General features: G+C 68.3%; 26 protein-coding genes and 1 pseudogene. 15 read left to right on the top strand and 12 right to left on the bottom strand.

The genetic code is table 11. The features are described 5' to 3' along the window. Positions 1-43: 43 nt before the first annotated feature. Entirely contained in the window at positions 44-1,507 is a 1,464-nt protein-coding gene (locus L0C25_RS08640) for a M1 family metallopeptidase (protein ID WP_271636066.1), read from the bottom strand. Between the two features lie 17 nt (positions 1,508-1,524). Next, on the bottom strand, positions 1,525-3,102 hold the full coding sequence (locus L0C25_RS08635; RefSeq protein ID WP_271636065.1) for an FAD-binding oxidoreductase: 1,578 nt from the start codon (positions 3,100-3,102) through the stop codon (positions 1,525-1,527). A gap of 48 nt (positions 3,103-3,150) precedes the next feature. On the opposite strand from L0C25_RS08635, the gene L0C25_RS08630 reads away from it, so the two are divergent. Then, positions 3,151-3,735 (top strand): TetR/AcrR family transcriptional regulator, encoded by a 585-nt coding sequence (locus L0C25_RS08630; RefSeq protein ID WP_271636064.1) that lies wholly within the window; start codon positions 3,151-3,153, stop codon positions 3,733-3,735. After that, positions 3,732-5,249: a glycerol-3-phosphate dehydrogenase/oxidase gene (locus tag L0C25_RS08625; RefSeq protein ID WP_271636063.1), complete on the top strand. Its 1,518-nt coding sequence runs from the start codon at positions 3,732-3,734 to the stop codon at positions 5,247-5,249. Before L0C25_RS08630 ends, L0C25_RS08625 begins: the two co-directional genes overlap by 4 nt. Here the strand turns inward: L0C25_RS08625 and L0C25_RS08620 are convergent. From L0C25_RS08620 to L0C25_RS08605, 4 genes are all read right to left on the bottom strand, one after another. Then, positions 5,240-6,265, bottom strand: coding sequence for a DUF222 domain-containing protein (locus tag L0C25_RS08620; RefSeq protein WP_271636062.1), 1,026 nt, complete (start codon positions 6,263-6,265; stop codon positions 5,240-5,242). The two genes, L0C25_RS08625 and L0C25_RS08620, sit on opposite strands and share 10 nt — an antisense overlap. Before the next feature lie 435 nt (positions 6,266-6,700). Continuing rightward, positions 6,701-9,454 carry a penicillin acylase family protein gene (locus tag L0C25_RS08615; RefSeq protein ID WP_271636061.1) on the bottom strand — a complete coding sequence of 918 codons (2,754 nt, stop codon included), beginning with the start codon at positions 9,452-9,454 and terminating at the stop codon, positions 6,701-6,703. Positions 9,455-9,542: 88 nt separating this feature from the next. Further along, complete coding sequence (locus L0C25_RS08610) at positions 9,543-10,478, bottom strand: oxidoreductase (RefSeq protein ID WP_271636060.1); 936 nt, start codon at positions 10,476-10,478, stop codon at positions 9,543-9,545. Beyond that, positions 10,475-11,266, bottom strand: coding sequence for a maleylpyruvate isomerase family mycothiol-dependent enzyme (locus tag L0C25_RS08605; protein ID WP_271636059.1), 792 nt, complete (start codon positions 11,264-11,266; stop codon positions 10,475-10,477). Before L0C25_RS08605 ends, L0C25_RS08610 begins: the two co-directional genes overlap by 4 nt. A 126-nt stretch (positions 11,267-11,392) precedes the next feature. On the opposite strand from L0C25_RS08605, the gene L0C25_RS08600 reads away from it, so the two are divergent. Both L0C25_RS08600 and L0C25_RS08595 read left to right on the top strand, forming a co-directional pair. After that, positions 11,393-12,811: a sulfatase-like hydrolase/transferase gene (locus tag L0C25_RS08600; protein WP_271636058.1), complete on the top strand. Its 1,419-nt coding sequence runs from the start codon at positions 11,393-11,395 to the stop codon at positions 12,809-12,811. A gap of 74 nt (positions 12,812-12,885) precedes the next feature. After that, on the top strand, positions 12,886-13,590 hold the full coding sequence (locus tag L0C25_RS08595) for an alkaline phosphatase family protein (protein ID WP_271636057.1): 705 nt from the start codon (positions 12,886-12,888) through the stop codon (positions 13,588-13,590). A gap of 6 nt (positions 13,591-13,596) precedes the next feature. On the opposite strand, the gene L0C25_RS08590 is transcribed toward L0C25_RS08595, so the two are convergent. Beyond that, entirely contained in the window at positions 13,597-14,232 is a 636-nt protein-coding gene (locus L0C25_RS08590) for a hypothetical protein (protein ID WP_271636056.1), read from the bottom strand. A 9-nt stretch (positions 14,233-14,241) separates the two neighbouring features. Further along, entirely contained in the window at positions 14,242-14,829 is a 588-nt protein-coding gene (locus L0C25_RS08585; RefSeq protein WP_271636055.1) for a TetR/AcrR family transcriptional regulator, read from the bottom strand. A gap of 87 nt (positions 14,830-14,916) precedes the next feature. On the opposite strand from L0C25_RS08585, the gene L0C25_RS08580 reads away from it, so the two are divergent. Together L0C25_RS08580 and L0C25_RS08575 are read left to right on the top strand one after the other, a co-directional pair. Next, the gene (locus L0C25_RS08580) at positions 14,917-15,750 is read left to right on the top strand and encodes an aldo/keto reductase (protein ID WP_271636054.1); all 834 of its coding nucleotides are present in this window, start codon (positions 14,917-14,919) and stop codon (positions 15,748-15,750) included. After that, positions 15,747-16,082 (top strand): DMT family transporter, encoded by a 336-nt coding sequence (locus tag L0C25_RS08575; RefSeq protein ID WP_271636053.1) that lies wholly within the window; start codon positions 15,747-15,749, stop codon positions 16,080-16,082. The genes L0C25_RS08580 and L0C25_RS08575 overlap by 4 nt, the downstream gene beginning before the upstream one ends. A gap of 30 nt (positions 16,083-16,112) precedes the next feature. Here the strand turns inward: L0C25_RS08575 and L0C25_RS08570 are convergent, their stop codons facing one another. After that, positions 16,113-16,553: a MarR family winged helix-turn-helix transcriptional regulator gene (locus L0C25_RS08570; protein ID WP_271636052.1), complete on the bottom strand. Its 441-nt coding sequence runs from the start codon at positions 16,551-16,553 to the stop codon at positions 16,113-16,115. Positions 16,554-16,648: 95 nt separating this feature from the next. Here L0C25_RS08570 and L0C25_RS08565 point away from each other — a divergent pair, with 95 nt between their 5' ends. The 3 genes and pseudogenes from L0C25_RS08565 (at position 16,649) to L0C25_RS08560 (ending at position 18,418) form a co-directional block, all read left to right on the top strand. Then, positions 16,649-17,680, top strand: a complete 1,032-nt coding sequence (locus tag L0C25_RS08565; RefSeq protein ID WP_271636051.1) for an NADP-dependent oxidoreductase — start codon at positions 16,649-16,651, stop codon at positions 17,678-17,680. After that, positions 17,677-18,075: pseudogene (locus tag L0C25_RS24205) on the top strand (SDR family oxidoreductase); the annotation flags it as partial. The gene L0C25_RS08565 and the pseudogene L0C25_RS24205, both read left to right, overlap by 4 nt. Positions 18,076-18,175: 100 nt before the next feature. Beyond that, the gene (locus tag L0C25_RS08560; protein ID WP_271636050.1) at positions 18,176-18,418 is read left to right on the top strand and encodes a hypothetical protein; all 243 of its coding nucleotides are present in this window, start codon (positions 18,176-18,178) and stop codon (positions 18,416-18,418) included. An 85-nt stretch (positions 18,419-18,503) separates the two neighbouring features. Here L0C25_RS08560 and L0C25_RS08555 read toward each other — a convergent pair whose 3' ends face one another. Further along, positions 18,504-20,363 carry an acyl-CoA dehydrogenase gene (locus L0C25_RS08555; RefSeq protein ID WP_271636049.1) on the bottom strand — a complete coding sequence of 620 codons (1,860 nt, stop codon included), beginning with the start codon at positions 20,361-20,363 and terminating at the stop codon, positions 18,504-18,506. Between the two features lie 195 nt (positions 20,364-20,558). On the opposite strand from L0C25_RS08555, the gene L0C25_RS08550 reads away from it, so the two are divergent. The 3 genes from L0C25_RS08550 to L0C25_RS08540 all read left to right on the top strand — a co-directional run bounded on the left by L0C25_RS08550 (position 20,559) and on the right by L0C25_RS08540 (position 22,481). Beyond that, entirely contained in the window at positions 20,559-21,458 is a 900-nt protein-coding gene (locus tag L0C25_RS08550; RefSeq protein WP_271636048.1) for a sulfite exporter TauE/SafE family protein, read from the top strand. Positions 21,459-21,517: 59 nt separating this feature from the next. Then, entirely contained in the window at positions 21,518-21,976 is a 459-nt protein-coding gene (locus tag L0C25_RS08545; RefSeq protein WP_271636047.1) for an RrF2 family transcriptional regulator, read from the top strand. Positions 21,977-22,076: 100 nt separating this feature from the next. Beyond that, entirely contained in the window at positions 22,077-22,481 is a 405-nt protein-coding gene (locus L0C25_RS08540; RefSeq protein WP_271636046.1) for a cyclic nucleotide-binding domain-containing protein, read from the top strand. Here the strand turns inward: L0C25_RS08540 and L0C25_RS08535 are convergent. After that, entirely contained in the window at positions 22,478-23,485 is a 1,008-nt protein-coding gene (locus L0C25_RS08535) for a hypothetical protein (RefSeq protein ID WP_271636045.1), read from the bottom strand. The genes L0C25_RS08540 and L0C25_RS08535 overlap by 4 nt on opposite strands. Before the next feature lie 209 nt (positions 23,486-23,694). Between L0C25_RS08535 and L0C25_RS08530 the strand changes: the two genes are divergently transcribed. After that, complete coding sequence (locus tag L0C25_RS08530) at positions 23,695-24,111, top strand: NfeD family protein (RefSeq protein WP_271636044.1); 417 nt, start codon at positions 23,695-23,697, stop codon at positions 24,109-24,111. 19 nt (positions 24,112-24,130) lie between these two features. Next, entirely contained in the window at positions 24,131-25,177 is a 1,047-nt protein-coding gene (locus L0C25_RS08525; RefSeq protein WP_271636043.1) for an SPFH domain-containing protein, read from the top strand. A 7-nt stretch (positions 25,178-25,184) separates the two neighbouring features. Here L0C25_RS08525 and L0C25_RS08520 read toward each other — a convergent pair whose 3' ends face one another. Then, entirely contained in the window at positions 25,185-25,796 is a 612-nt protein-coding gene (locus L0C25_RS08520; protein ID WP_271636042.1) for a LysE family translocator, read from the bottom strand. A gap of 106 nt (positions 25,797-25,902) precedes the next feature. Between L0C25_RS08520 and L0C25_RS08515 the strand changes: the two genes are divergently transcribed. Beyond that, positions 25,903-26,358, top strand: a complete 456-nt coding sequence (locus L0C25_RS08515; RefSeq protein ID WP_271636041.1) for an Lrp/AsnC family transcriptional regulator — start codon at positions 25,903-25,905, stop codon at positions 26,356-26,358. Positions 26,359-26,429 lie beyond the last annotated feature (71 nt).

Below are 26,429 nucleotides of genomic sequence, written 5' to 3'. Positions count from 1 at the left end.
GTTATGCGGCGACACGCCGGTGTGTCGCGCACGAACGTGCGGCTCACGGGGCGGGAACGACCGGGCCCCGAGGCGTTGTCGGCGACGTCAGCCAGTCGTTGACGAAGGGGCCGATGTCCGTGCCGGTCGCATCGGAGAAGTACGTGATGAAGTCCTCGCGGTCGACCGACTCGTTGCGGTATGCCTCGGGCCAACCGCGCAGCGCGTTGGCGAACACCTCCTCGCCGACGGCGTCGCGGATGTGGTCGAGCATCACGGCGCCGCTGAGGTAGACGTTGTTCGACGCGAACTCGGTCTTGCGGTATTCGCCCGGGGGTCCGTACGTCGAGCGATCGAGGTCATCCGACGCAGCCCACTGCTTGATCAGGCTTTCGTACGACGCCGTGCCCACGTGGTCGTTCCATAGCGCCTCGATGTACATCGTCAGACCCTCGTTGAGCCAGAGGTCCTTCCAGTTGTTCGGCGTGACAGTGTCGCCGAGCCACTGATGCGCGTACTCGTGCGCGATCACCGAGACGTAGTCGTCGTCGGTCATCCGAACGCCGGAGCCGAGCGTCACCATCGTCTGGGTCTCCATGCCCGACCGGGATGGGACGATCACGATCCCCGCGCTGTCGAACGGATACGGCCCGAGCTGCTCCTCGAGCCACTCGAGGATCTCGGGCGACTGCTCCAGCCTGGGGAGCTGCTGCTCGTCTTCCGGTCGTGTCCAGTACGTGAGCGGCAGGCCGTCCGGCCCGTCGTCGGAGGTGACGGAGTAGTCGCCGATCGCGATCGTGATGAGGTACGAAGCGGCCGGCTCGTCGAGTGTCCACGAGGTGGTCGTCGCGTCCGCATCCTCCCGGGAGTCGGTGAGCCGACCGTTGAACACCGCAGTCATCGCGTCATGGGTGGTCACGGTCGCCGAGTAGTACGCCTTGTCCGACGGGTGGTCGTTGACCGGGTACCAGGTATAGGCGCCCCAGGGCTCCTGCATCGTCCAGGCGCCGCCGTCGCTCTCGGTCGTCCAGCCAACCATCGGCATATCTGACCGAGACGAGCTGGTGGCCACCGGCTCGGGTGTTCCCGCGTACTCGATCGTCAATGTGTGTAGGGAGTCCGGCTTGATGCCAGGTGTCTGCAGTACGAGCTGCTCGCCATCCTCGACGGCGTCGATCCGGTTCCCGTCGAGTGTCGCGGACGTCACCTCGAGCGGCTCGCCGAAGTCGAGCTCCACCTCGTCCCGCGGCTCGGTGACGCGGAACGTGATCGCGGCCTTCCCGCTGAGGGTGGTCTCCGACGGGTCCCAGTCGAGGGTGAGGTCGTAGTGCAGCGCGTCGAAGTACGGCTCGCCGTTGTCCGGGTAGTACGGGTCGTCGACAGGCTCGGACTTGGCGGCCGAGAGGTCCTTCGGGATCCGCGTTGCGGCGTTCTCCGGATCGCCCTCGGCCTGGTCGGCGGCGTTCGAGCAGGCGGTCAGCAACAGGCAGAGGGACAGCGAGGCCGCGGCCCGCGTACGCAACGACATGGACCGACGTTATCGGTTCACCCGATCAGCTTGCCGGGGTTCAGGATGCCGGCCGGGTCGACTGCCGACTTGACCGCACGCAGGACGTCGATGCCCAGACCGCCGATCTCGTCATGCATCCACGGCAGGTGGTCGCGACCGACGGCGTGGTGGTGCGTGATCGTGCCGCCGGCATTGGCGATCGCGTCGCCGACGGCATGCTTCGCGGTGGACCACTGGCCGATCGGGTCGTCGGCCCGAGCACAGGCGACGGTGAAGTACAGGGACGCGCCGGTCGCGTACGTGTGCGACAGATGGCACATCACGAGCGGGGCGGTGTCGCCGAGCGCGGAGGCGAGCGCATCGGTGACGGCGGCGCGCAGAGTGGCGAGGTTCGACCAGGTCGTGGCGGTCTCGAGGGTCTCGACCAGGACGCCTTCGCGAAGCAGCGAGTCGCGAAGGTACGGCGCCTGGAACCTGCCGCGCTCCCAGGCCTGAGCCGTGTCGGCTCCCTGCCAGGTGCCTCCCGCGGCCTCGAGCATCCGCCGCGCGTACGCGAGCTCGAACTCGGCTCGCTCACTCTCGCCCTCGAACGTCGCGACGGCGCTACACCCCGGCGGCGCGTCCGCGGCCCCCGCGATGAGGTGGTTGGTTGCCGTCTCGGCCTCGTCGGAGAGTCGAATCACCGTCGGTCGACCGCCCGCCTGGACGAGCGTGCGTACGGCGTCGGCACCCGATGCGAAGTCCGGGAACGTCCACGACGCGTACGACGTGTGTGACGGCACCGGGTGGACGCGAACCGTCACGTCGGTGATGACGCCGAGGGTGCCCTCGGAACCGAGGAACAGTTGTCGCAGATCGGGCCCTGCCGCCGAGGCGGGCGCACGGCCGAGCCGGATGGTCCCGCGCGGCGTCGCCACGGTCACCGCGTGAACCATGTCGTCGAACCGCCCGTATCCGCTCGACGCCTGACCGGAGGATCGGGTCGCCGCGAATCCGCCGATGCTCGCGTGCTCGAAGCTCTGCGGGAAATGCCCGAGCGACAGTCCGTGCTCGCCGAGGAGCGCCTCGGCCTGCGGCCCGGTCAGCCCTGCGCCGAGCGTCGCGAGACCGCTGGTGGTGTCGAGTGAGGCGAGTGAGACGAGTCGGCACAGATCGAGGCTGACGACCGCATCGAACCCGTCGCGCACCGGGTCGACGCCGCCGACCACGCTGGTGCCACCCCCGTACGCGACTACGGCGATGCGACGCTGCGAGCAGTACTCGAGGACGCGTACGACGGCTTCGGGTGTCGGCGGTTCGACGACGGCGTCGGGCGCGTCCTGCCGTGGTCCCTGCCGGCGCAACAGGTCGGTCGTGCTCTTGCCGCCGGCGTGACGCAGCCGGCTCGCGTGCTCGACGGACACCGAGTCCGGGCCGCCGATCTCGGCGAGCGCGTCGAGGTCGGCGGGATCGAGCGCACCGTGCCGCAGGCGTACGTCGTGCTCGTCGAGGGGCGGGGTGGGTGCGGTGTCGAGATGGAATGCCGCCGCGATCAGCGCGCGCACCTCGTCGGGAAGGGGAGTTGCTCGTTCTGGATCACCCCAGGCGTCCCACGCCATCGGCTGCTCGCTCATGCGATACAGTGTTACATACATCGTCAATGTGTAATGCACGAGGGAGCTATGCCGCGTACCGATCCCAGCGAGGTAGACACCGCGATCCTGGCTGCTGCACGCTCCTGTGTGCTCGACTTCGGGGTCCGCAAGACCACGCTCGCCGAGGTGGCGCGCCGCGCGCGGGTCAGCCGGCCGACCGTGTACCGCCGCTGGGCAGACACCGACAGCCTGATCGCCGAGCTCATCACGCGGGAGTTCCGGTCTGCGGTCTCGGATGTCATTCCGGCAGGTCCCGACGCGCGGACGCGGATCGTGCGGGGAGTGGTCGAGGGATCGCGGCGCATCCGCAACCACGAGGTCTTCGTCAAGGTCTTCCACGCCGACGCCGACCTCCTGCTCACCTACATCGTCGAGCGGCTGGGGAGGACCCAGCACGAGGTGCTCGAGCTGTGCGCCGCGGTGATCTCTGCGGGTCAGGCCGACGGCTCCGTACGCGAGGGCGACCCCGAGCAGATGGCGATGATGGTGTTGCTGATCGTTCAGTCGTCGGTGCAGTCCGCGCGGATGATCGAGGCCACCCTGCCGCCCGATGCGCTCGACGAGCAGCTCACCGACGCCGTCGACGGCTTCCTCGCGCCGAGGACGAGATGACCGGCTCGTCGGCGCTGAACGCCACCCGGCGCCGCCGGGAGCTCGCCGAGGTCGGGGCCGGTGAACCGATCGACGTGCTCGTGATCGGCGGCGGCATCACCGGCGCCGGGGTGGCGCTCGATGCGGCATCGCGCGGCCTTCGTACCGTGCTCGTCGAACGGCGCGACCTGGCCTTCGGCACGAGCCGTTGGAGCTCGAAGCTCGTGCACGGCGGCCTGCGCTATCTCGCATCGGGTGATGTCGGCATCGCGTACGAGAGCGCGGTCGAGCGCCGCGTCCTGATGACTCACACTGCACCGCACCTGGTCCGTCCGATGCCGCAGTTGATTCCGATGACTCCGGATCTGAGTGGTCGGCAGCGGGCGTTCATCCGCGCCGGTCAGTACGCCGGTGATGCGTTGCGATGCGCGTCGGGCACCAGCGGGCACGTACTCCCGCGGTCGCGTCGGATCGGGCGGTCGGAGACGTTGCGCCTCGCCCCCTCGGTACGTGCCGAGGGGCTGGACGGTGGGCTGCTCGGGTGGGACGGCCAGCTCATCGACGACGCGCGCCTGGTCGTCGCCGTGGCTCGCACGGCCGCATCGTACGGGGCGCGAATCCTCACCCGTGTCTCGGCATCGGCGGTCACTGAGAGGTCGGCAACGCTGTGCGATGAGTTGTCCGGTGAGTCGTTCGACGTACGTGCGCGCGCCATCGTGAACGCGACCGGTGTGTGGGCGGGCGGCCTCGACCCGAGCGTCACTCTGCGCCCGAGCCGCGGAACCCATCTGGTGTTCGACGCGTCGACGTTCCGCGGTTTGAACGCGATCCTGACCGTCCGGGTTCCGGGTGAGCGGAACCGGTTCCTGATGGCCTTGCCTGCCGACCATGGCCGCGTGTACGTGGGCCTGACCGACGAGCCGGCGCCCGGGCCGGTCCCCGATGTGCCGGAGCCGAGCGACCATGAGGTCGATGAGCTGCTGACCACGGTCGGCCGCGTCCTGCAGGAGCCCGTGACGCGAGCCGACGTACGTGGCGCGTTCGCAGGGCTTCGCCCGCTCCTCGACTCTGCCGGCGGTTCAACGTCCGACCTGTCTCGGCGGCATGTTGTGCAGGCGGCCGACGGCGGGCCGACGACCGTGGTGGGCGGCAAGCTCACGACGTACCGGCGGATGGCGCAGGACGCGGTCGATCGCGCGATCGGCAGGGCCCGGCTCGCTGCTCTGCCGTCGCGAACGGCGCGGCTGCGCCTCGTCGGCGCCGGCGGAACGCGAGCCGCTGCGGACCTTCCTCCCACGCTGGTCGCACGCTACGGCAGTGAGGCGAGCACCGTGGCAGAGCAGCCCGGCGGCCTCGCGCCCGTGGCCGACGGCCTCGACGTCTGTGCGGCCGAGTTCGCATTCGCTACCAGCCACGAGGGTGCCCTGAGTATCGATGACATCCTTGACCGCCGTACGCGCATCGGCCTCGTCGCGGACGACCGTGCCCGTGCGTACGATGCCGCCGCCGACGTCGTCGAGCTCGCTCAGGCCTGAGTCGGAGATCGGGCGACGGGTTTGACGGTGACGTGGGAGTGGCCGAGGATCTCGGGCGCTTCGGAGCGGGTGATGGCGCCGACGTCTTCGAGGGACCAGGTGTCGAAATGGACGTACAAGACCGACTGCCGCGAGCCGGAGCGGCGTGCCCGAGTTGCCCGTTCGGGTGACCCGCCGTCGCCGGGCTGGTCGGCGTACGAATCGTCGGCGTCTGCATCGGTGCCGCCGCCGGCCCTGCGGGCCTTGTGGACGTGGTGGTAGAGGTCGTCGAGGGAGTCGGGTTCGTCGAGCATGCCGAGGGCGACGGAGCGGAGGATGCCGTGAGGGCGGTTGTCGCCGAGGAACCGCAGCGATTCGACGATCTGGTCGAGACGTTGATCGAGCCTCTTGCCGTCGTCGAGGGTCAGGGTGCCGGAGATGCGGGCGAGTCCGTCTTCGGGCCAGATCGACACACTCCGCCGACGCCGGTTTTCGTTGCGTTGGTTTTCGGGGTCGTCGGGGTCTTCGGTGATGCGGATCTGGTCCAGGATCTGGTTCACCCGCCCCATGCCGACCCGCGCGATCAACGGCGTCCCGTCCACATTCGCAGCTGCGAGGCGCCGGTCGGCGTCGCCGGCTTGGGCGATCGTGAATCGTCGGGTCTTGCGGGCAACTTTGCGGATCCGCCACGCATCGACCGTCCCGTCGTGCAGGCAGGCGAAGAGTTGCGGGAGACGATGGGTGAGGTCGAGGGTGTCGGCGATCAGGTCCCGGCCACCGGATGCGGACAGCCCGAGTGCGGGGCCGACCTCACACGCGGCGTACTCCGACACGCTCGGGGTGCCCGACCCGCCGTAACGGGTCCACTCGTTGATCCCGCCGGCGCGTGCGAGGGCCGTACCTGCGGTGTCGGCGAGGTAGCCGAGCAGGGCGTCGTACTGGGCGGCCTCGGTCTGCGCCAGGTGGCGACGTGCGTCCAGCGCGACGTCGAGCCCGTCCTTGGACTCGAGATCGTCGGTGAGTGTGGCCGCCCTCATAGAACATATTCTGCCAGCCGCCACCGACAGAACAGGGTGTTCAGGGGCCTTATCCACAAGGGATTCCGAGAAAGTTTGAGAAAGTTCTAGGTCAGGGTAGCCGGAGTACAGAGAATCTGCATTCGGCCCGTGATCCGCGGTCAAATGCAGATTCCTTCCTCGCCACCGGCCGGAGCCGGCACCGAAGCGCACGGCAACGACGAAGGTAGAAGCGAAAAGCTGGGAAAGCCGACCAGCAACCCGAGCCGCCCGGGTACGGATCTCGTCGCCGCCTATCGGTCTGCACCGCCGCAAACGGGAAACGATGAAGGCGGAAGCGCCGCGCACGGAAAGGTGAAGGCGGAAGCGCCGCGCACGGAAAGGTGAAAGCCGGAACCGAGGGAGGACCGACCACCCAGAGCCCACCGGAGCGCGGCGCCGCATCTACCCCGACGCTCACCGCCCGCCGGGGAACTCGATCACCTGCTGGAACGTCGAGCGGTTCTGCCAGTGGATCGGGTCTTGGGTAATGCCTCCGAGCGACTGATGGAGGGTCTGCGCGGCGCAGTACTGGTCGGCCGCCTTGCAGGTGCCGTCAGCCGGGTACACCTGCTTCTTCGGTACGTCGAGCGCCGCGTCCAGCGACTTGAGTAGCACCTTGCGGCAGGTTGCCACGGTGCCTTCGCCGCAGTAGAGCCGCGGTAGCGGTGCGTCGACGCTGCGGCCGAGGATCCGCCGGAGGTCCTTGCTCATCCAGCTGCTCCACGCATCGGCGCTGGCGTTTCCGCGGTGCGAGTATCCCGACAGGATAGGTGCCGCACCGAGCAGGCTCGCGTAGAGACCCTTGTGCAGCTTGGGCCGGAACTCGGCCCGGACGACCCGAGGCCACCATGCGTCGAGGACGCGAAGCGCCCTGCTGTGCTTGAACTTCGGCTTCTCCGACGTTCCCGCCGTTCGTAGGCCGCCCGACTCTCGCCACACCCGCAGCTTCTGGACCGCCGTGGCGAGCTCCTGGTCCTTGATCGGTCGGTCGCCGATGACGTCGAGCAGCAGTCCGAGTGGTCGGTCGGCCCGTGGGTCCTCGAGGCCGGCCTCCTCGACCAGGCTGACCAGCGAGGCGCGGGTGAACTTCTCGCCGGAGTCGATCTGTGCGCGTACGCGATCGTCGAGCAGTTGTGCCCGGTGGACCGATCCGAACATGAAGTTGCCGTCGGCGGCGTTGTAGCCGGGTGCCTGCTTGTTGTTCCAGTTGACGAGGTAGTCCTTGTCGACGGCCTGCGGATGCTCTTCGAACGACGTGTAGTCGGCCGAGTTGTCGTCGGCGTGCCAGCCCTTCCACTCGTACCGCTTGCGTCCCTCGGTCGGGAGGTTCGCGTCGGCGCCGTCGGGTCGGATCGGGTTCGCCCCTGAGTTGAAGTACGCGATGTCCTGATCGTCGACGTAGAACCAGTTGAAGGTGTAGTTGACGCGCGAGGCGGCTCGCTGGAAGTCCTCGGCGGACGAAACCTGCTCGGGGTCGTTCATGGCGAGGAACGCCGCCGCGGCGTCACCTTCGTGCATGAAGGTGCTGCGAAGCGACGTGAACGCCGTTGCCCTGCCGTAGACGTTCGCCCGGTGGGTGATGATGCCGAGCTTCGTGCGGTCTGCGACCAGCGTGTACGACCCTTTCGGCGTCTGGTCGCCCAGCGACGGCTTCCAAGAGCTGTGCCGCTTGACCCGACGGATCGGCAGGCAGTCGCCGTGGAACCGGTAGCCGCGGGACGTCAGCGTGCCACGCGCTCCGGTCTTCAGGTTGCACAGGCGCACCGCGTACGAGTCGGTGATGTCCTGCATCGCCGACGTCGGGCTCCATGCGTAGTCCTGGCCACGACCGACGAGCACGGCGAAGTTGAGCCCGGCGAACGAGGCACCGGCCGCGCTGACACCCGGCCCCTGAAGCTCCTGGACCATCCACAGCTGAGGTGCGAAGAACCCCGTTTGCGGGCCGAACACCGCGACCGGGTTGCCGCTCTCGGTGTGCTCGCCCGAGACCATAGTCGCGTTCGACATCATCGTTGTCGGCTCGTCGAGGAATCCGTCCGGCAGTACGCCGTCGTTCGCGAATCCCTTCAGCGATCGGCCGGTCGGCCGCGGCGTACGCCGGGAGTCCTTTGCGCTGCCCTTGCGATCGGTCACCCAGTTGGCCGCGCGTACGCTGCCGCGATCGGGAAGCACCGTACCCTCGGTGAGCGCATCGGTTCCGTACGGGAACGACTCGTCGACGGTCGTGACTGTCTCGGGATCCTCGGCGGCGCGGAACGCCTTCCACACTTCGATTCCGCGGGTCTTGCCGTACCGCGCGCGGGCCTCGATCAGTGCGAGCGCGGACTGCATCTCGGATCCGCCGCCACTGCCGAACATCCCGCCCGCGACGGCCGCGGTCGCGAGGATGTCGGTGACCTTCCACTTCGTCGGACCAGTGGGGTGCCCGAGCGCCACGTACTCGCCGGGTAGCTCAGCGCCCTTGCGTGCCTCGGCGATGTACGCGTTGACACCCTTCACCCATGACCTGGCGTCCTGCTGCATCCGCACACCCACCTCGCCGAGGTCGGCCAGATCGTCGAACTGCTGGCGCAGCTCGGCGTTCGTGTACGGCGCGATGCGCCAGATCTGTTGCTCGAACTCGCGGTTGCCGACCGCCCCGCCCGCGAGGGAGGTGAGGTTTCCGCGCCCGAGGTGGCGGAACACGTCCATCACGAACAAGCGGTCGGCCGCGCCCGCGTACCCGGCTCCGAACATCGTGCCCGCGCGGGTCTCACCGGTGATGTGCGGTACGCCGTCACGCTTGTCCCGCACGATCGTCACGTCGTCGCGAGGATGGATCGTGCTCGCGACCTCGTCGTCGGGCACCCCGAACGACTCGTCGTTGAAGAACCTGTCCAGCTGGTCGTCGGTGAGTCCGCTGTAGCCGCGTACGAGATCCTCGTACTTCCCGAGTTGGTCGGAGAAGTGTGCCGGTCGCTTACCGGTCTGCAGGAACGCCAGCAGCTCCTTGATCGTGGCGTTGCCGGCCTGGCCGGGCGGGAGGATGTAGTCGCACTGGCCCTCGCAGTAGTCGACGGCATCGGGCACGGGTTCGGCCGCTGCGGTGTCGACGACCGACGGGGTGAGGGCGAGTACGAGGCCGCTCGCGGCGGCCGCGGTGAAGACACGGACGATGTGTGGACGCACAACGAGCCTTTCGCAGATGGGTGCACCTACCATCGGTTCAATTGCCCACCGCGTCAAGCGATTCGGCGACTCTCGTCTGCAGGTGGCGTCAGCCCACGGGGAACCGCTCCCCGATCGCCTGCTCCGTCGCGGCCCACAGCTGCTGGCCGTACTCGCGGCTTCGGGCCGCGCTCGACATGCCGACAAGGCGAGGAGCGCCTCGGGTCTGGCGCATCGCGCCCGGCCCGACGTACGAGCCGCCCGCGAGCATCGGTGTGGTCGCGGCCATCAGGATCGGCCATGCCCCCGCGTGCGCAGGCTGGGCGAAGACCTTCGTCATCATGCCGAGGCCGAGCGAGCCGACCGTACGTCCCTCGAGCTGCGGTCCGGTCGTCTGCAGGTTGGTCGACGCGAAGCCGGGGTGCGCGGCCACGCTCACGACACCGACGCCCGCCTCCGTACAACGATGGTGAAGCTCCTGGCTGAACAGCAGGTTCGCGAGCTTCGACTCGCCGTACGAGCGCCAGCGACGGTAGCGGCGTGGCTCACCGGCGTGGTCGAGCGAGCCGAGGTCGATGCCGCGCACGCTCGTGTGCAACAGCGACGAGATCGTGACGACCCGCGACCTGCTCTCCTGGAGCAGCGGCCACAGTCGCGCGGTGAGGGCGAAGTGCCCGATGTGGTTGGTGCCGATCTGCAGTTCGTACCCGTCGGCCGTACGACGCTCCGGCGGGGCCATGACACCCGCATTGTTGATCAGTACGTCGATGCGCTTGTGATCGCGCCGGATCAGGTCCGTCGCGCTGCGTACGGACGTCAGCTCGCCGAGGTCGAGTGGCACGACATCGACGGCGACCCCGGGTGCCGTCGCGTGGATCTGGCTCGCGACCTCACGGGCCCGTTCGAGGTTGCGGGCAGCGAGGATGATGTTGCTGCCCCTGCGCGCGAGCTCGAGCGAGGTGTGCACGCCGAGGCCGCCGGTCGGGCCGGTGATCATCGTCCAGTTACCGTGCAGGTCCGGGATGTTGGCGACTGTCCACTTCATCCGATGACGGACATCGCGTCGAGGACCCGTCGCGCCAGCGCAGCGTCGCCGCCGACCCCGATGGCGAGATCGGCAGCGGAGCGGCGCCCGGCCGCCAACCTGGTGAACGCGCGCTCGTCGAGATCGAGGCGCGTCGTCGGATCGGCTACATCATCGGCCGGATGGGCGCGGCCGTCCTCGCCGATGCGGATCGTCACGTCGAACCCAACCTCTCCCGAGACGACCCAACGCACCGACGTACCTGGCGGCGGGGCGACGCGTTTGCCGAGCACATACGGGAGTGCGGTCCCGAAGACTCGAACGGTGTGCGCTGCCGCCGCACTGTCGGTGCCGCCCGGTGCGTCGACGGCCTCACGGATGTCCTGTTCGTGTACCCACAGGTCGACAACCCGGTTGGACAACAGGCGTTTCCAGCTCCAGCCGATTCCGCCGGGCGTGCGCTCCGGCGTCGCGTCGGGGTCGACGTCGAGCTCATCCAGCTGCGCTCGTCGTGCCTCGACAGCACGCTCGAGCTCGTCGACCACCTCGGCGTGGGGTACGCCGGACCGGGCGTCGACGCCCTCCTGGGTGTACTCGTCGGTGACGTCCGAGATCGCCTTGTCCGGTTCCGTTCCGACGCCGGAGGCGATCTCGGTCTCGATCGAGGCAAGGTGCGCAGCGACGTCATGGACCGTCCACCGGGGGCAGTCGGTCGGCTCGTCCCACGCGTCGGCGGGGAGCGTTCGGAGCAGGGCGACTACGCGGGTCGCGCAATCGTGCCAAGCGTCGACAGAGTCCTGGAGTGTCATGCGGTGACCCTACCGAGGCTCATCACTCTGCGTCACCGCGCGTCTCGGCCATCGATCGGCGGCGGCGTCGACGGGGAGTACGACCGTGATAAAGTGCAGTAATCAACTGAACTTAATGGAGGATTGATGGAGCGCACGAGACCCGCCGCATCGCTCACCCGGCGCCGCTTCACCGGCCTGGCGGGAGCGGTCACGGCAGGCGCCGCGATCGGCACGCGTACGTCCGGGGCGAACGCCGCGGTCGAGCAGCCGTTCGCGCCGATGGCGAGCGGTCGTAGCCTGCGGCAGCCGAACATCCTGGTGATCCTCGCCGACGATCTCGGTTGGGCCGACCTCGGCTCGTACGGGTCCCCGGACATCCGCACGCCGTACCTCGACCGGCTCGCGCGCTCGGGCGTGCGCTACACGCAGGGGTACGCCGCGTCGGCCGTGTGCTCGCCCAACCGCGTCGCGCTGTACACCGGCCGCCACCCCGGTCGCATCCCGGGAGGGCTGCCCGAGCCGATCGGCGAGCCCAACGAGCGCGATGGGATCCCGCCGGAGCACCCGACGCTCGCGTCGCTGATCAAGGCGCAGGGGTACGACACCGCGATGTTCGGCAAGTGGCACGGCGGCTACTTGCCGTGGTTCGGTCCGCAGAAGTGCGGATGGGACGAGTTCTACGGCAACTACTCGGGCGGGCTCGACTACTTCTCGAAGTACAACCACAACGGCGACTACGACCTGTACGACGGCGAGGACGAGACCCGCGACCCGCGGTACTACACCGACATCATCACGGAGAAGGCGGTCGGCTTCATCGGGCGCCGGCACAACAAGCCGTGGCTGCTGAACATCAACTTCACTACGCCGCACTGGCCGTGGGAGGGCCCGCGCGACAAGGCGGTCAGCGACGAGCTCACCGAACGCATGCAGGCGGGTGAGGAGGGCGTGCTCTTCCACAACGACGGCGGTTCGCTCGACACGTACCGGGAGATGGTCGAGTCGCTCGACCGCTCCATCGGCCGCGTCGTCAACACGCTGCGCCGTACCGGCCAGCTGCGCGATACGATCATCCTCTTCGCCGGCGACAACGGCGGCGAGCGGTTCTCGTACCAGTGGCCGCTCAGCGGCAACAAGGGAAGCGTCAGCGAGGGCGGCATCCGGGTGCCGATGATCCTCAGCTGGCCGGGCGAGATCGCGCCGCGTCAGGTCGACGACACTCCGGTCTACACGACGGACTGGACGGCGACGTTCCTCGAGCTTGCCCGAGCCGAGCCCGATCCGGAGTACCCGCTCGACGGAGTGAGTCTGGTCGAGCACGTGTTCCGCAGGCGCGGCCTCGGCGAGCGGGACATGTTCTGGCGGATGCGCGACGGGCGCGCCCTGCGCCGTGGAGACCTGAAGTACGTACGAATCGACGGCACCGACCACCTGTACGACCTGGCCGCCGACGTACGCGAGCAGGCCGATCTCGCGACGCGGCGGTCCGCCGACCTTGCGTCTCTCCGGCAGGCGTGGGAGAGCGTCGACGCCTCCTTGCTGACGTATCCGGAAATCGGATGACGGCGCGCCTCCGTGCCTTGACCGATTCGGCGCTCTACGTTTCGAGCACTCCTCTTCCCCACATTGGAGTCGACATGAGCCATGTCCTCACCACGGCGCCCGATGCGCTCGTGCCATTTGGAACCAACGCCTCCATCGAGCAGCCATTCGGTGCGGTGGCCGATCCGCACCGGCCGACCAGCCCGAACATCCTCGTCATCAAGACCGATCTCGACGCATCGCGGATCGGCGCGTACGCGGGTGACGGCGCCGCCACTGCGAATCTCGACCGACTCTCGAAGTCGGGCACCCGGTTCACGGCCGTCGCCGGCACGCCGGGCCCGCCGGCCCTGCACCTCGTGCTCGACCTCCTCGCCGACCGTGGGTACGACGCCGCAGGGTACGACTACGTCGATCCGGCGATCGCCTTCCTCGGCCTGCGGCGCGACGCCCCTTGGGCGGTGTACCTCTCGCTGCCGGGCGCCGACGCCGACGACGGCGTCGGGGCGCTCGACGCGGCGCTGCGCCGAAGCGAGCAGTACCGCTCGACGCTCGTACTGCTGGTGGGATCGCACGGAGCCAGAACGCCCACGCTGTTGGCGTGGCCGGGTCAGATCGCGCCCCGACAGCGCCACGACGCGCCGATCACGTGCTCCGACTGGGTCCCGACGCTGCTCGAGGCCGCGGATCCCGGTGCTACGTACGGTCTGGGTCTCGACGGCGTCGACCTGGGTGTGCATCTATTCGACGGCGGCTCGATCCCGCAGCGCCCGGCGATCAGGCGCCCGCGGGCCGCCTGACATCGCTCAGTACGCCGGGGGCGGCCCCGGCGGGAACACCGGACGGTCCGGAAGCGGAGGCCGTTTCACTCGCGATCGCTTGACGGCGACCACGACCACGATGATCAGCGCCGCGAGCGTTGCGAGGCCGGCGATCCCGACAGAGATCACCACGCCGAGAATCGTGCCGAGGACCGACGGGTTGTCGGCGTACCCCAGTTGCGGTTCGGGGCTGCCGGCCCCCGGCGAGACCAGGTTGCACGCGATCGAGTACGTGCCGGTGTCCCAGTCGCCGGGCGTCACGGCGACCCGGTGCCACACCTCCGCGCCGTTCGAGAACTCGAAGTTCCAGGTCGGATGGTCGAGCGGGAAAACGGCTGCCTGCGCCGCGCCGTCCGCGTTGTCGGGTGCGTCGAGACCCGGTCCGACACCGTTGCAGCGGACGGTGCCGACACCGTCGTACGTCGTGTAGATCGCGACCGGGTCGTCGGCCACCTCGATCTCGGTGGACTTCGCGTCGTCGAAGTCGTGCACCTCGTAGTCCAGCAGGCCACCGAGCGCGTTGGTCGCGACGACGGCGAGCGGAGCGAGCCCGAGTACGAAGACGGCCGCCGCGACGGCGTACCACCAGGCAGACGGCGGCTTCCTCTGCGGTTCGTCCACCTCAGCAGGCTATCGAGGCACCGATGTCGTGTCGTCCGGCACGACCTCGGCGAGTCGGGTGAGCGCGGCCTTGATCGCACGCGTCGACCTCCCTCGCTCGTGTCGTTGGAACTGATAGACCTCGGGAGCAAGCGGTGCCAGGAGGGCGTCGACCAGAGCATCGTCACCACCGCTCTCGCGCAGCAGCGAGCTGACGAAGGTACGCCAGAAGCTGTACGCACCGGTGCGAAATCGCGCGGCGCCCTGCTCCGCGCCGAGGGCGAGCGGCAGGTGCTGCTCGAGCAGGTCGACCATGGCTGCGTAGAACGCGTCGAGCCGCTCTCGCGGTGGTGCGCCCGGGCCGAGCGGCGGCGCGCCGGAGAGCAAGGACTGCTGGAGCTCGCGCTCGTGCGCGTCGAGCAGGGCCGTAGCGACGGAGCGTACGTCGGGATACCGCCGATACAGCGTGCCCCGGCCGACGCCGGCGGCCGCGGCGACATCGCTCATCGTGATGTCCGGCCCTCGCTCAGCGAAGAGGCGCCCGGCCGCCGTGAGGATTCGCTTGCGGTTCGCGGCCGCGTCGGCTCGCTCCGGGGGATCGTCGGTCGGCAGGTCCATGGTCACCATCCTAACTGGACGAAGTGTCCGGTTGTGTTAGGGTGAGGTCAACCGGACAGTGTGTCCAGTTAGATAGAGGGGGTCACCATGACAACGATCGACATCGCCGGCAGCCGCGTTGGTCGCGTCGGCTTCGGCACGATGCAGCTCACCGGACCGCGCGCTTTGGGTGAGCCGTCGGATCCCGGCGAAATGCGCCGGGTGCTCCGGACCGCCGTCGAATCAGGCGTACGCCTGATCGACACCTCCGGCTACTACGGCCCCGGAGTCGCGAACCGGCTGGTCGCCGAGGCGCTGCGGCCGTACGCGACCGACCTGCTCATCGCTACGAAGATCGGCGCCGTGCGTACGCCCGATGGCGGGTTCGTCGCTGCCGTCGAGCCTGCCGCACTTCGGGCAGCCGTCCACGACAACCTGCGTACGCTGCGGGTCGAGCGCCTGCAGCTCGTGCACGTGCGCAACATGCCGGACGCGCCGATCCCGTACGAGGAGACGGTGGGAGTGGTGGCCGACCTGCGCGCCGAGGGGCTGATCGACAGCATCGGCGTCTCGAACGTGAGCGTCGAGTTGCTGGACCAAGCCCGCGGTATCACCGAGATCGCATCGGTCGAGAACGAGTTCCATCTCGGTGACACCTCCGGCCGTGCAGTGCTCGACCATGCGACCGAGCTCGGCATCCCGTTCCTCGCCTTCCGGCCACTCGGCAACGGAGGCGTGCTCGCACCGGACTCGCGCGTCGCAAAGGCGGCGGCCACGGCCGGCGTCGCACCCGCTGCGCTCGCCCTCGCGTGGGCGCTGGAGCAGAGCCCCGGGCTCGCGGTCATCCCCGGGACGAGCTCACGCGCACACCTCCGCGACAACCTGGCCGCCGACGCCGTCGTCCTCGACGGCCGCGTGCGTGCCGAACTGGCGGGCGAATGAACGCCGGTTGGGCAGTCCTGCTTCTCTCCGGACTGCTCGAGATCGCCTGGGCGCACAGCATTCGGCTGACCGAGGGCTTCACCCGGTTCTTTCCGATCATCGGCTGCGCAGTGCTCACGGTCGCCGTCCTGCTTGGGCTGAGCTACGCGATGAGATCGCTTCCGGTCGGCACTGCGTACGCGGTCTTCGTCGGCATCGGCGCCATCGGGACAGTCGTCGCGGGAGTCGTCTGGCTCGGGGAGCCCGTGACGATCGCTCGGGCAGCTGCGCTCGCACTGATCCTCGGTGGGGTCGTCGTGCTGCGCCTCACCGAAGGAGCTGCCCAGGCCTGACGTCCAGGTGCGGCGTGCAGGCTCGAACGGTCACTCGCTGCGGTCCTTGCCGGTGAGCGCCTTGCGAAGCAGGGTTGCCAGTTCGTCCTGCTCCTCGACGCTGAGGTTGGCTGCAGCGCCCCTGGCGAACTCGAAGGATGCCTCGAACGCGCGGTTCAGCGCTTCGCCGGTGATCGTGCGGGTGATCTGCCGAGAGCGGCGGTCGGCGGGGTTCGGTCGCCGCTCGACGAGTTCGCGAGTCTCAAGCCTGCTGATGATCTGAGTGATGTTCGAGGCATCGCACTCGAGCTCGTCGGCGAGTTCGCCCATACCTCGGGGAGCCGTGATCCGGCCCAGGACGCATGCCTGCGCGACCGTCAGGTCATGCCTGGCCGCGGCGGCTTCGTACGCGCGGTCGTAGGCATCGACGAAATCGAACATTGCCCGCTCAGCTTCGGTGGCCTCCGAGACGGAACCTGATATCAGTGCCATGGGTCTCATCGTACCAAGAAACTTGATCGTCTAAAGTAAGTCTGCAAGGGTGATGCTTGAGGCAATCAAGTATCCATCATCGGAGGGACACCACAATGACCGTCACAGTTGCTGGAGTATCGCGTGAGTGGCACCAGGTACGCCGACCGCGGGGCCGGGCGGCCGCGGCCGACCTTGCACTGGTCGAGGTGAGCGTTCCCGAGCCGCAACCGGGCCAGCTCCTCGTCCGCAACACCCACATTTCGGTCGACCCGTATATGCGCGGTCGGATGGATGACCGCCCGTCGTACATCCCGCCGTTCCCGCTCAACGCGCCGCTGGATGGTGGGGCGCTCGGAGTGGTGGTGGAGTCCCGCGCAGACGGCATCGAGCCGGGTCAGGTGGTCGAGCACTTCATGGGACTGCGCGAGTCGGTCGTCGTCGACGCCGCCGCGGTGGCCCCGCTCGATCTGGCCGGTACCCCGCCGGAGGCGTACCTGGGCGCGTTGGGGAGCACGGGCCTCGCCGCGTGGATAGGGATCACCAAGGTGGCATCGGTCCAGCCCGGCGACACGGTGTTCGTGACCGGTGCGGCCGGCGCCGTCGGCAGCATCGCCGGTCAGATTGCGAAGCTCCGTGGGGCCGAGCGCGTGATCGGCAGCGCGGGCTCGGCGGCCAAGGTTCAACACCTGGTCGATGACCTCGGCTACGACCACGCGTTCGACTACCACGACGGTGACGTCGGCGACCAGCTCGACCGCGCCGCGCCGAACGGCATCGACGTGGTCTTCGACAACGTCGGCGGCGCCCAGTTGGAGGCGGCGATCGGTCGGCTCAATGTCGGAAGCCGGCTCGCGCTCTGCGGCATGGCGAGCGGGTACGACGGCCGGGAAGCGTACGGCGTCCGCAACCTGTACGAACTGGTGACCAAGCGGGCCACCGCACAGGGCTTTCTCGTCACCGATCACCTCGACCAGCTGCCGGCGTTTCGGGCGGACGTGCTCCCCTGGGTGCTCGACGGTCAGCTGAAGCACACCGAAACCGTGCTGGACGGTATCGATCAGGTGCCCGATGCGCTGCTGGGCATGTTGCAGGCAGGCACGACCATCACCGGCAAGCTGGTCGTACGTCTCGCGGACTCCGCATGACGCGCACCGTCCTCGTGACCGGCGGCCGCGGGAAGACCGGCAGCGAGGTCGTACGCCGGCTCGAGGGCGCTGCCGACGTTGCTATCCGTTCGGGGTCATCCCGGGCCGCGAAACCGCACGCCGGGACGGCCGTCCGGTCGGTTCTCTTCGACTGGGACGACCAGGCGACCTGGCGCGACGCGGTGACAGGTGTGGATGCCATCTACCTGATGCGACCGGACCGCCCCGATGCTCCGGATCTGGTCGGCCAGCTCGTCGAGCTCAGCCCGACGAGTCATACCGTCCTGGTGTCGGAGCAGGGTGCGGCCGAGCTCGAGAGCGATCACTGGGCACGTCGCGTCGAGCGCGCGGTCACCCAGCGGGCGACGAGCTGGACGGTTCTACGCCCGTCCTGGTTCCAGCAGGTTCTGACCGACCCACGGTTCTATCGTGACGCGATCCGGGACCACCGGGTCTTGAGCCTGCCGTCGGGCGGTACGCCGATCGCCTGGGTGGATGCACGGGACATCGCCGGGGTGGCAGTCGCGGCAATCCTCGATCCGGGCCGCCGACCCACCGGTCGACGGCGAGCTGGTCGGGCTCGACGAGTGGACGGCCGGCATCATGCGCGATCTCTATCAGCGGGTCGGCGCCGGCGGGTTCGCGGTGGTCTCGCCGGTGGTGGAGGCGGTGACGGGTCGTGCGCCGTGCTCGGTCCAGGAGTTCATCGCCGAGCACCGAACGGCATGGCTCGCCTGACGCGAAACCGCCCCGTGCGCCGCACCCCCGACCGGCTCGTTGCCAGTCGGACGCGCGGCGCACCGGGCGGGTGCCGCCTACCGAGTCAGAAGGCGGCTTCGTCGAGGTCCATCAGCGACAGGTCGGTCGCCTCCACCGTCGCGCGCTCGGCGGCGATGCGGGGAAGCACAGTCCGCGCGAAGAACTGCGCGGCCGCGATCTTGCCCTCGTAGAACGACTCGTCGGACGCGGATACGTCACCGCTCAACTTGTCCAGCGCGACCTCCGCCTGCCGCAGCAGCAGCCACGCACAGACGACGTCGCCGAGCACCATCAGCAGCCGGCTGGTGTTGAGACCGACCTTGTAGAGGTTGCGTACGTCGCCGTTCTCGGCACTGGCGTCGGCTGCCATCAGATCGCCGAACATCGCACCGAGTACGCCCTGGGCGTCCTCGAGTCCCTTCGCGAGCAGGTCGCGCTCGATCTTGAGCCGCCCATTGCCGGCTTCGGACTCGACGAACTGCTGGATCTCGCCGGCCAGGTGTGTGAGCGCCTGGCCCTTGTCCTTGACGATCTTGCGGAAGAACAGGTCTTGGCCCTGGATCGCCGTCGTGCCTTCGTACAGCGTGTCGATCTTGGCGTCGCGTACGTACTGCTCGATCGGGTACTCCTGCAGGAATCCCGACCCACCGAACGTCTGCAGCGACTCGGTGCCGAGGAGCACCCACGAGCGCTCCGAGCCGTACCCCTTGACGATCGGCAGCAGCAGGTCGTTGACCTTCTCGGCCAGTGCGTCGGACTCGCCCTTGGACTGCGCGATCGCGACGCGGTCCTGGAACGTCGCGGTGTAGATCACCAGGGCGCGCAGCGCCTCCGCGTACGACTTCTGGGTCATCAGCGACCGGCGTACGTCGGGGTGGTGGGTGATCGTCACGCGCGGAGCCGTCTTGGCCGGGTCGACCATATCGGCGCCCTGGACGCGCTCCTTGGCGTACTCGAGGGCGTTGAGGTAGCCGGTGGACAGGGTGGCGATCGCCTTCGTGCCCACCATCATCCGGGCGTTCTCGATGACCTGGAACATCTGCGCGATGCCGTTGTGCACCTCGCCGAGCAGCCAGCCGCGGGCCGGCTCGTTCTCGCCGAACGTCACCTCGCAGGTCGTGGACACCTTGATGCCCATCTTGTGCTCGACGTTCGTCACGTACGCGCCGTTGCGCTCGCCGGTCAGCTCGCCGGACTCGACGTCGAAGTGGTACTTCGGCACGACGAACAGGCTCAGGCCCTTCGTGCCCGGCCCGCCCGCGCCCTCGACGCCCTGTGGGCGGGCGAGCACGAGATGCACGATGTTCTCGGCCATATCGTGCTCGGCCGAGGTGATGAAGCGCTTGACGCCCTCGATGTGCCAGGTGCCGTCGTCCTGCAGGGTCGCCTTGGCGCGCCCGGCGCCGACGTCGGAGCCGGCGTCGGGCTCGGTGAGCACCATGGTCGCGCCCCAGCCGCGGTCGACCATGTGCCGGGCGATCTTACGGTCGCGCTCGATGCCGTTCTGGTACACGATCCGGGCGAAGCTCGGGCCGCACGCGTACATCCAGATCGGTGGGTTGGAGCCGAGTACGAACTCCGAGCTCGCCCAGACCAGTGAGTTGGGCGCCGGCTGCCCGCCGAGCTCGGCCGGGAGCTGGAGCCGGAACCATTCGGCGTCCATCCACGCGCGGTAGCTCTTCTTGAACGCCTCCGGCATCGTCACCGAGTGCGTCTCGGGGTCGTACACCGGCGGGTTGCGGTCGGACTCGGCGAACGACGGTGCGAGGTCCTCGCGCGCCATTCGGTCGATCTCGTGCAAGATGCTCCGGGCCGTGTCGAGGTCGAGGTCCTCGTACGGGCCCGTTCCGAGCAGCTCCCCGATGCGGAACACCTCGAACAGGTTGAACTCGATGTCTCGCAGATTGCTCTTGTAGTGGCTCACGCGACCCACCCTCGGTCATCCGGCTGCGGCGTCCGCAGCGTACGTACTGGTCAGTAACTCAAGTCTGCTACCCGAGAGTAACAAAGACAAGGCGCAGCGACGTGTCTTTGGTCATCGGTTGCGCTTCTCGACGCTATGTGTTGTATGGTGCGTAAGTCACGTTGTTCACTAGTATTAATCAATTAGGATTACAGCATGCGAAACCTGATCGTGCTCGGCCTCGTCGGCCTCTTCGCCCAGCTGATCGACGGCTCACTCGGCATGGCGTACGGCGTCACGTCGTCCACGCTGATGCTCGCCGTCGGCATCTCGCCGGCCGCGGCCTCCGCGGCCGTGCACCTCTCCGAGGTCGGTACGACGCTCGTTTCGGGCGCGGCGCACTGGAAGTTCGGCAACGTCGACTGGCGCATCGTCGGCATCATGGCCGTGCCCGGGGGTATCGGTGCCTTCTTCGGCGCGACCCTGCTGGCGAACATCAACGGCGACACCGCGAAGCCGTTCGTCGCGATCCTGCTGATGTCGCTCGGTGGGTACGTGCTCTGGCGGTTCCTGCGACTCGGCGGCGAGCGTCCGCAGTTCAAGGGCAAGCTGAAGGCCGCCTTCCTCGCTCCGCTCGGTGTCGTCGCCGGCATCTGCGATGCCATCGGCGGCGGCGGATGGGGCCCGGTCGGCACCACTTCGCTGCTGTCGTCGGGCAAGCTCGAGCCGCGCAAGGTCGTCGGCTCGATCGACACGTCCGAGTTCGTGGTCGCCATCGGCGCCTCGCTCGGGTTCTTGTTCGCGCTGGGTAGCCAGGGCATCAACTTCGGCTGGGTCCTGGCGCTGCTGATCGGCGGCGTGATCGCCGCGCCGGTCGCGGCCTGGCTCGTACGCCACCTGCCCGCTCGAATCCTCGGGGTCGCGGCCGGTGGCATCATCGTCTTGACGAACCTCAAGACGGTGCTCGAGTCCGTCGGCATCGAGGGCGTGTACGTCGCCCTGGCGGCGATCGCCTGGACGCTGATCTGGGCCCAGATGCTTCTCGTGTCGGTCCGTGCAGAGCGGCGTTCCCGGGCGGTCGTACCGGAGCAGGCGGTCGACGGCGTCAGCGCCTGACCGGCGCGTTGGCGCGGCCGAACATCGAGTCTGTCTACATTTCTGAGAGACTTGGTGCCATGCGGGTATCGGCCAAGTCGGATTATGCACTGCGCGCCCTCATCGAGATCGCCGGGCGTGATGACGGCGGCCCGGTGTCGGCCGAGGAGCTCGGACGCCTGCAGGACATCCCACACGGGTTCCTGCAGGCGATCCTCGCCGATCTGCGTCGCGCCGGCATCGTCGTCAGCCAACGGGGACAGTCGGGAGGGTGGCGGCTCGCGGGCAGCGCGGCCGACATCCATATCGCCGACGTCATCCGTGCCGTCGACGGACCGCTGGTCAGCGTGTACGGGCTGCGGCCCGAGGGGGTCAGCTACAACGACTCGGCGGTGATCCTCCAGCATGTGTGGATCGCCGCGCGAAGCAGCCTCCGCGACGTATTCGAGAACGTCAGCATCCAGGACCTCGCCGACGGCAAACTGCGCGACGACATCGCCGCGCGTACGTCCGACGAGGAAGCATGGAAACCCCACTGACCGTTCCCGGTGGACGACACCGGCGCTGGACATCGACGCCGGCATGCCGCAGGCTCGGTCGCGGTAACTCTTCGTGTTGTCGAACTCGAGCGAGGTACGGATGCCGATCCTGAAGCGCCCGGAGCGCATCAAGGAACTTCCGAGATTCCGTGGCGTCTCCGACGCCCACATGAACCAGATCGCGGCCGCCGGTTCCATCGTGACCGTGCCGGAGCGGTGGTCGATGATCATCGAGGGAAGCCCGCCCGACCAGGTGTACCTGATCATGGCCGGCCAGGTCGTCGTACGCCGCCAGGGTGAGGAGATCGCGCGGTTGTCGCCCGGCGACATCGTCGGCGAGATGTCGCTGCACGAACACCGGCTACGGACCGCGACGGTCACCGCCGAGACCCCGCTCGAGCTGCTGCACCTGACCCGGGAGGCCTTCGGCAGGCTGTACGACGAGGTGCCGGACTTCCGTGACGCGGTCGACGCAACGGTCGCCGAGCGACTCGACTCCGACTAGCGGGAGCGTCCAGCGGACGCGAGCAGCAGGTCGACCGTCGCCTCGGCGCTCGCGGAGAGGGCCCGATCGGCGTCCCAGGAGTCGGGCTCGAACTCCGGTACGCGCGGGCGTAGGTCGTCCAGATCGCCGACGACGTCGTAGCCGTGCTCCGAGATCGAGGAAATCCAGTTGTCGGCCATCCGCTCGGCGACGTGTGTCATCGAGCGCGGCAGTACGGGGCGGGCGCTCGTCGGTGTCGTCGGCAGTACGTTCAGTGCGTACAGGCGGCGGACGAGCTTGCGGTGCTGGTCGCGGTCGAGCCGCGACGCGGCGGCGACGTTGACCCGCCGGAGCAGCTCCAGCTGGTCAACCCCGAGACTCGTGTTGGACCGTACGTGCGCGGGTACGCGGTAACGGGTCGAGTCGGCGCCGATCACCGTGCAGAACCGGCGCCAGAGCTCGGCCGGGGACGATCCGACCGGCGGAACCGTGACGAGATGGATCCGCTGTGCAGGGAGATGGTGCGCCCAGTTGGCGAGCAGGGATTCGAGGGGCTGACCGGCGAGCCGCCCGCTGCTGACGACCGCGTCGACGTACTCCTCCAGGGACGCCGTGCCGCCGTGGCGAAGCGACTGCTGCCAACAAGAGGGGATCTGTCGACCCGGGTCTCGAGCGGTGACGATGATGTGCACGTCGAACCCCTCGAGCTCGCGCAGTGAGGTTGGCTGCTGTGCCTGGCGCGGCGCTCCCATGAGCTCGTGGCTGAACACCACCTGCCCGGCGAAGTCGCTCGTGACGGAGACGAAGCGAGCCCACTTGCCCTCGCTGTCGAACGACCTGCCGCGGTACGTGCGCTTGTCACGACCGTCGAGCGCGGCGAGAAATCTTCCGTACTTGCCGAGTGACGGATAGAGCACGCCGTCGGCAGTGAGTGCCGCGCGGTGCTCGCGCAGCAGCGACTGGAGGAACGTCGTTCCCGTCTTCGGCTGACCGACATGCAGGTAGTACGTCGGGCTGGACCCCATCAGGCATTTCCCCATCCGTCGTCGGCTCGGCGCATGACGAAGCCTAGTGCGAATGCGGGGTGATGGGACGGCGCGAATGCGCACGCATGTCGTGGTCGTCCATTGGTCGGTGAGGCGTCGGATCGTCGCTCGGCGTGTCGGCCTCGTCATCGCGAGGTAGTTTGGATAGACCGCAGGAGGCCGATTCGGTGTCGTGGATTGCTTGGTTGGTGGCAGCTGCGGCCCTAGGGGCCGCAGAGTTCTTCTCCCTGACCTTGGCGTTCGGAATTCTCGGCGGAGCTGCGTTGGTCGCCGCCGTCGTCGCCGGTCTCGGTGCGACGTGGGTGTTGCAGGTGCTGGCCTTCGCCGTCGCCGGCGCCGCCGGTCTGCTGATCGTGCGCCCGATCGCGCTGCGCCAGTTGAAACAGGCGCCCGCGATGCGCGACGGCAGCGATGCGCTGATCGGCAGGAAGGGGACGGTGCTCGAGGAGGTCACCGCCGACCGCGGACTCATCAAGCTGTCCGGCGAGCACTGGTCGGCGCGCGCCCTCGATGAGAGCACCGTGATCCCCGAAGGCGCTGCGGTGGACGTGATGGAGATCGAGGGCGCGACGGCGATCGTCTACCCACACGATCTCCTGCCGTGACTGGAAGGCGGAAAATCTGATGGAAGTCCTGGTGCCGATCATCGTCGCAGCGGTCCTGGTGGTGTTCCTGGTCATGTCGACGGTGCGGATCGTTCCGCAAGCCCACAGGTACAACATCGAGCGCTTCGGTCGCTACCGGGCGACACTGCAACCCGGCCTGAACTTCATCGTTCCGGTCGCCGACCGCGTACGTAACAAGCTCGACGTACGCGAGCAGGTGTACTCGTCCGACCCGAAGCCGGTGATCACCGAGGACAACCTGGTCGTTCACATCGACACGGTTCTCTATTACCAGATCACCGATCCGCGCGCGGCGTCGTACGAGGTGGCGAACTACCTGCAGGCGATCGACCAGCTGACGGTCACGACGTTGCGGAATGTCATCGGCAGCATGGATCTCGAGCGTACGTTGACGTCTCGCGAGGAGATCAACGCGCAACTGCGGGGTGTACTCGACGACGCGACCGGCAAGTGGGGGATCCGTGTCAACCGGGTGGAGATCAAGGCGATCGATCCGCCGCCTTCGATCCAGGAGGCGATGGAGAAGCAGATGCGCGCTGAGCGCGACAAGCGCGCCATCATCTTGCACGCCGAGGGTGATCGACAGTCGAAGATTCTCACCGCGGAGGGTACGCGGCAGCAGGACATTCTGGTCGCGCAAGGGGAGCAGCAGGCTCGGGTCCTGCGAGCCGACGGCGAGGCGAAGGCCGTCGAGCGAGTCTTCCAGGCGGTGCATAAGTACCGTGCGGACCCGCAGCTGCTCGCGTACAAGTATCTCGAGACTCTTCCAGACCTGGCCGGTGGTCCGAACAACACGTTCTGGGTCATCCCCGGCGAGCTGACCGAGGCGGTGCGTACGATCACGGGCGCGTTCGCCGACCATGCACAGACGGCCGATGCGCGGGCGCGCGCCGACGGCGCGGCGTCCGACGACTCGACCGACGCGGTCGCGGCGGCAGCTGAGGCCGCCAAGCTCGCCGAGAAGGCCGTGAGCGATGCGAAGGCCGAGGCCGAGGCCGTCGCCGAGCGCGGGAGCGAAGCGCCCGGTGGCGAACCATCGCACTGACGCCGTTTCATGCGGTGAGGTGCTCGACCAGCAGAAGGCAGCCGAGGGCGACCATCGAGGCGCCGGATACTCGCGACACGATGCGCGCGACGGACGGCCGGGCACGGAGCAGAATCTTTGCCGCTGACCCGACACAGAGGTAGACCGCCGCACAGGTGAGCGCGAACGTCGCGCCGAGCGCTGCGAGCTGGATCGGAACCGGCCACGTGGCGTCGGGGTCGCTGAACTGGGGGAGCAGTGCGAGGAAGATCAGCAGCCCCTTCGGGTTGAGCCCACTGACCAGCACGCCCTGCAGGACCGTCGTCCACGACGTACGCGATCCCGCGATCGGATCGGCGAGCGTTGCCGGATGTCGCAACGTACTCGTGCCGAGCCAGATCAGGTACGCGCCGCCGGCGACCGTCAGCAACGTCAGGGCGGCGGAGGTCGACGCGATCAGCAAGCCGAGACCGGCGGCGACCACGACCGTCATGATCAGGTAGCCGAGCACGATGCCGGTCGCCGCCGGAAGCACCCGCCGCCGCAGACCCGCGCCGATCGCGAACGCCCAGTCCGGACCCGGCACCACGATCAGGAGCGCGGCGAGCAGCCAGAACGAGAGCACGGAACTCACGGCCATGCCGGCTCCTTCCGACGGTGTAGATCCGGCAAGGCTAGGGTCGATCGGCCCGAAGGTGCTCCCTATTTCTGGCGCAGGAGACTCTGTTGGTGGAAGAATCTCCCGCATGGATCGAGCCGATCGGGAGATTCTTGCCGTCGTGCAGGGCGAGGGGCGGATCACGCTTACCGAGCTGGCCGATCGTGTACGCCTCAGCGTCTCGCCGTGCCATCGTCGGCTACGCGCCCTCGAGCGCGCCGGCACGATCAAGGGCTACCGTGCCGTGGTCGATCCGGCCGCTCTCGGGCTGACCTTCGAGGCACTCGTGTTCGTCACGATGCGCCAGGAGGACCGCGACACACTACTCGGTTTCGAGCAGGCGGCGGCGAGGATCCCGAACGTGGTGCAGGCGCAACGGTTGTTCGGCGACCCCGACTACCTGCTTCGCATCGTCACCCGCGACCTCGCGGCGTACCAGCAGCTCGAGGACGACGAGCTCGCGACGCTCCCCGGCGTGCAGCGGCTCAACTCGACCCTGGTGATGAAGCAGATCGTGAACGATCGGCCGCTGCCGACCGGGTGAGTCGGGCGTACCCGAGGCCCTCGGGCTGGGCATTGCCTCACAGCCGGGCGTCGTGTTTCGTCGGAGTGGTG

It is taken from the genome of Solicola gregarius (genome assembly GCF_025790165.1).
Lineage (GTDB): Bacteria > Actinomycetota > Actinomycetes > Propionibacteriales > Nocardioidaceae > Solicola > Solicola gregarius.
The sequence above is the reverse complement of the archived record's forward strand: the minus strand, read 5'-3'. Positions and strand labels throughout refer to the sequence as shown.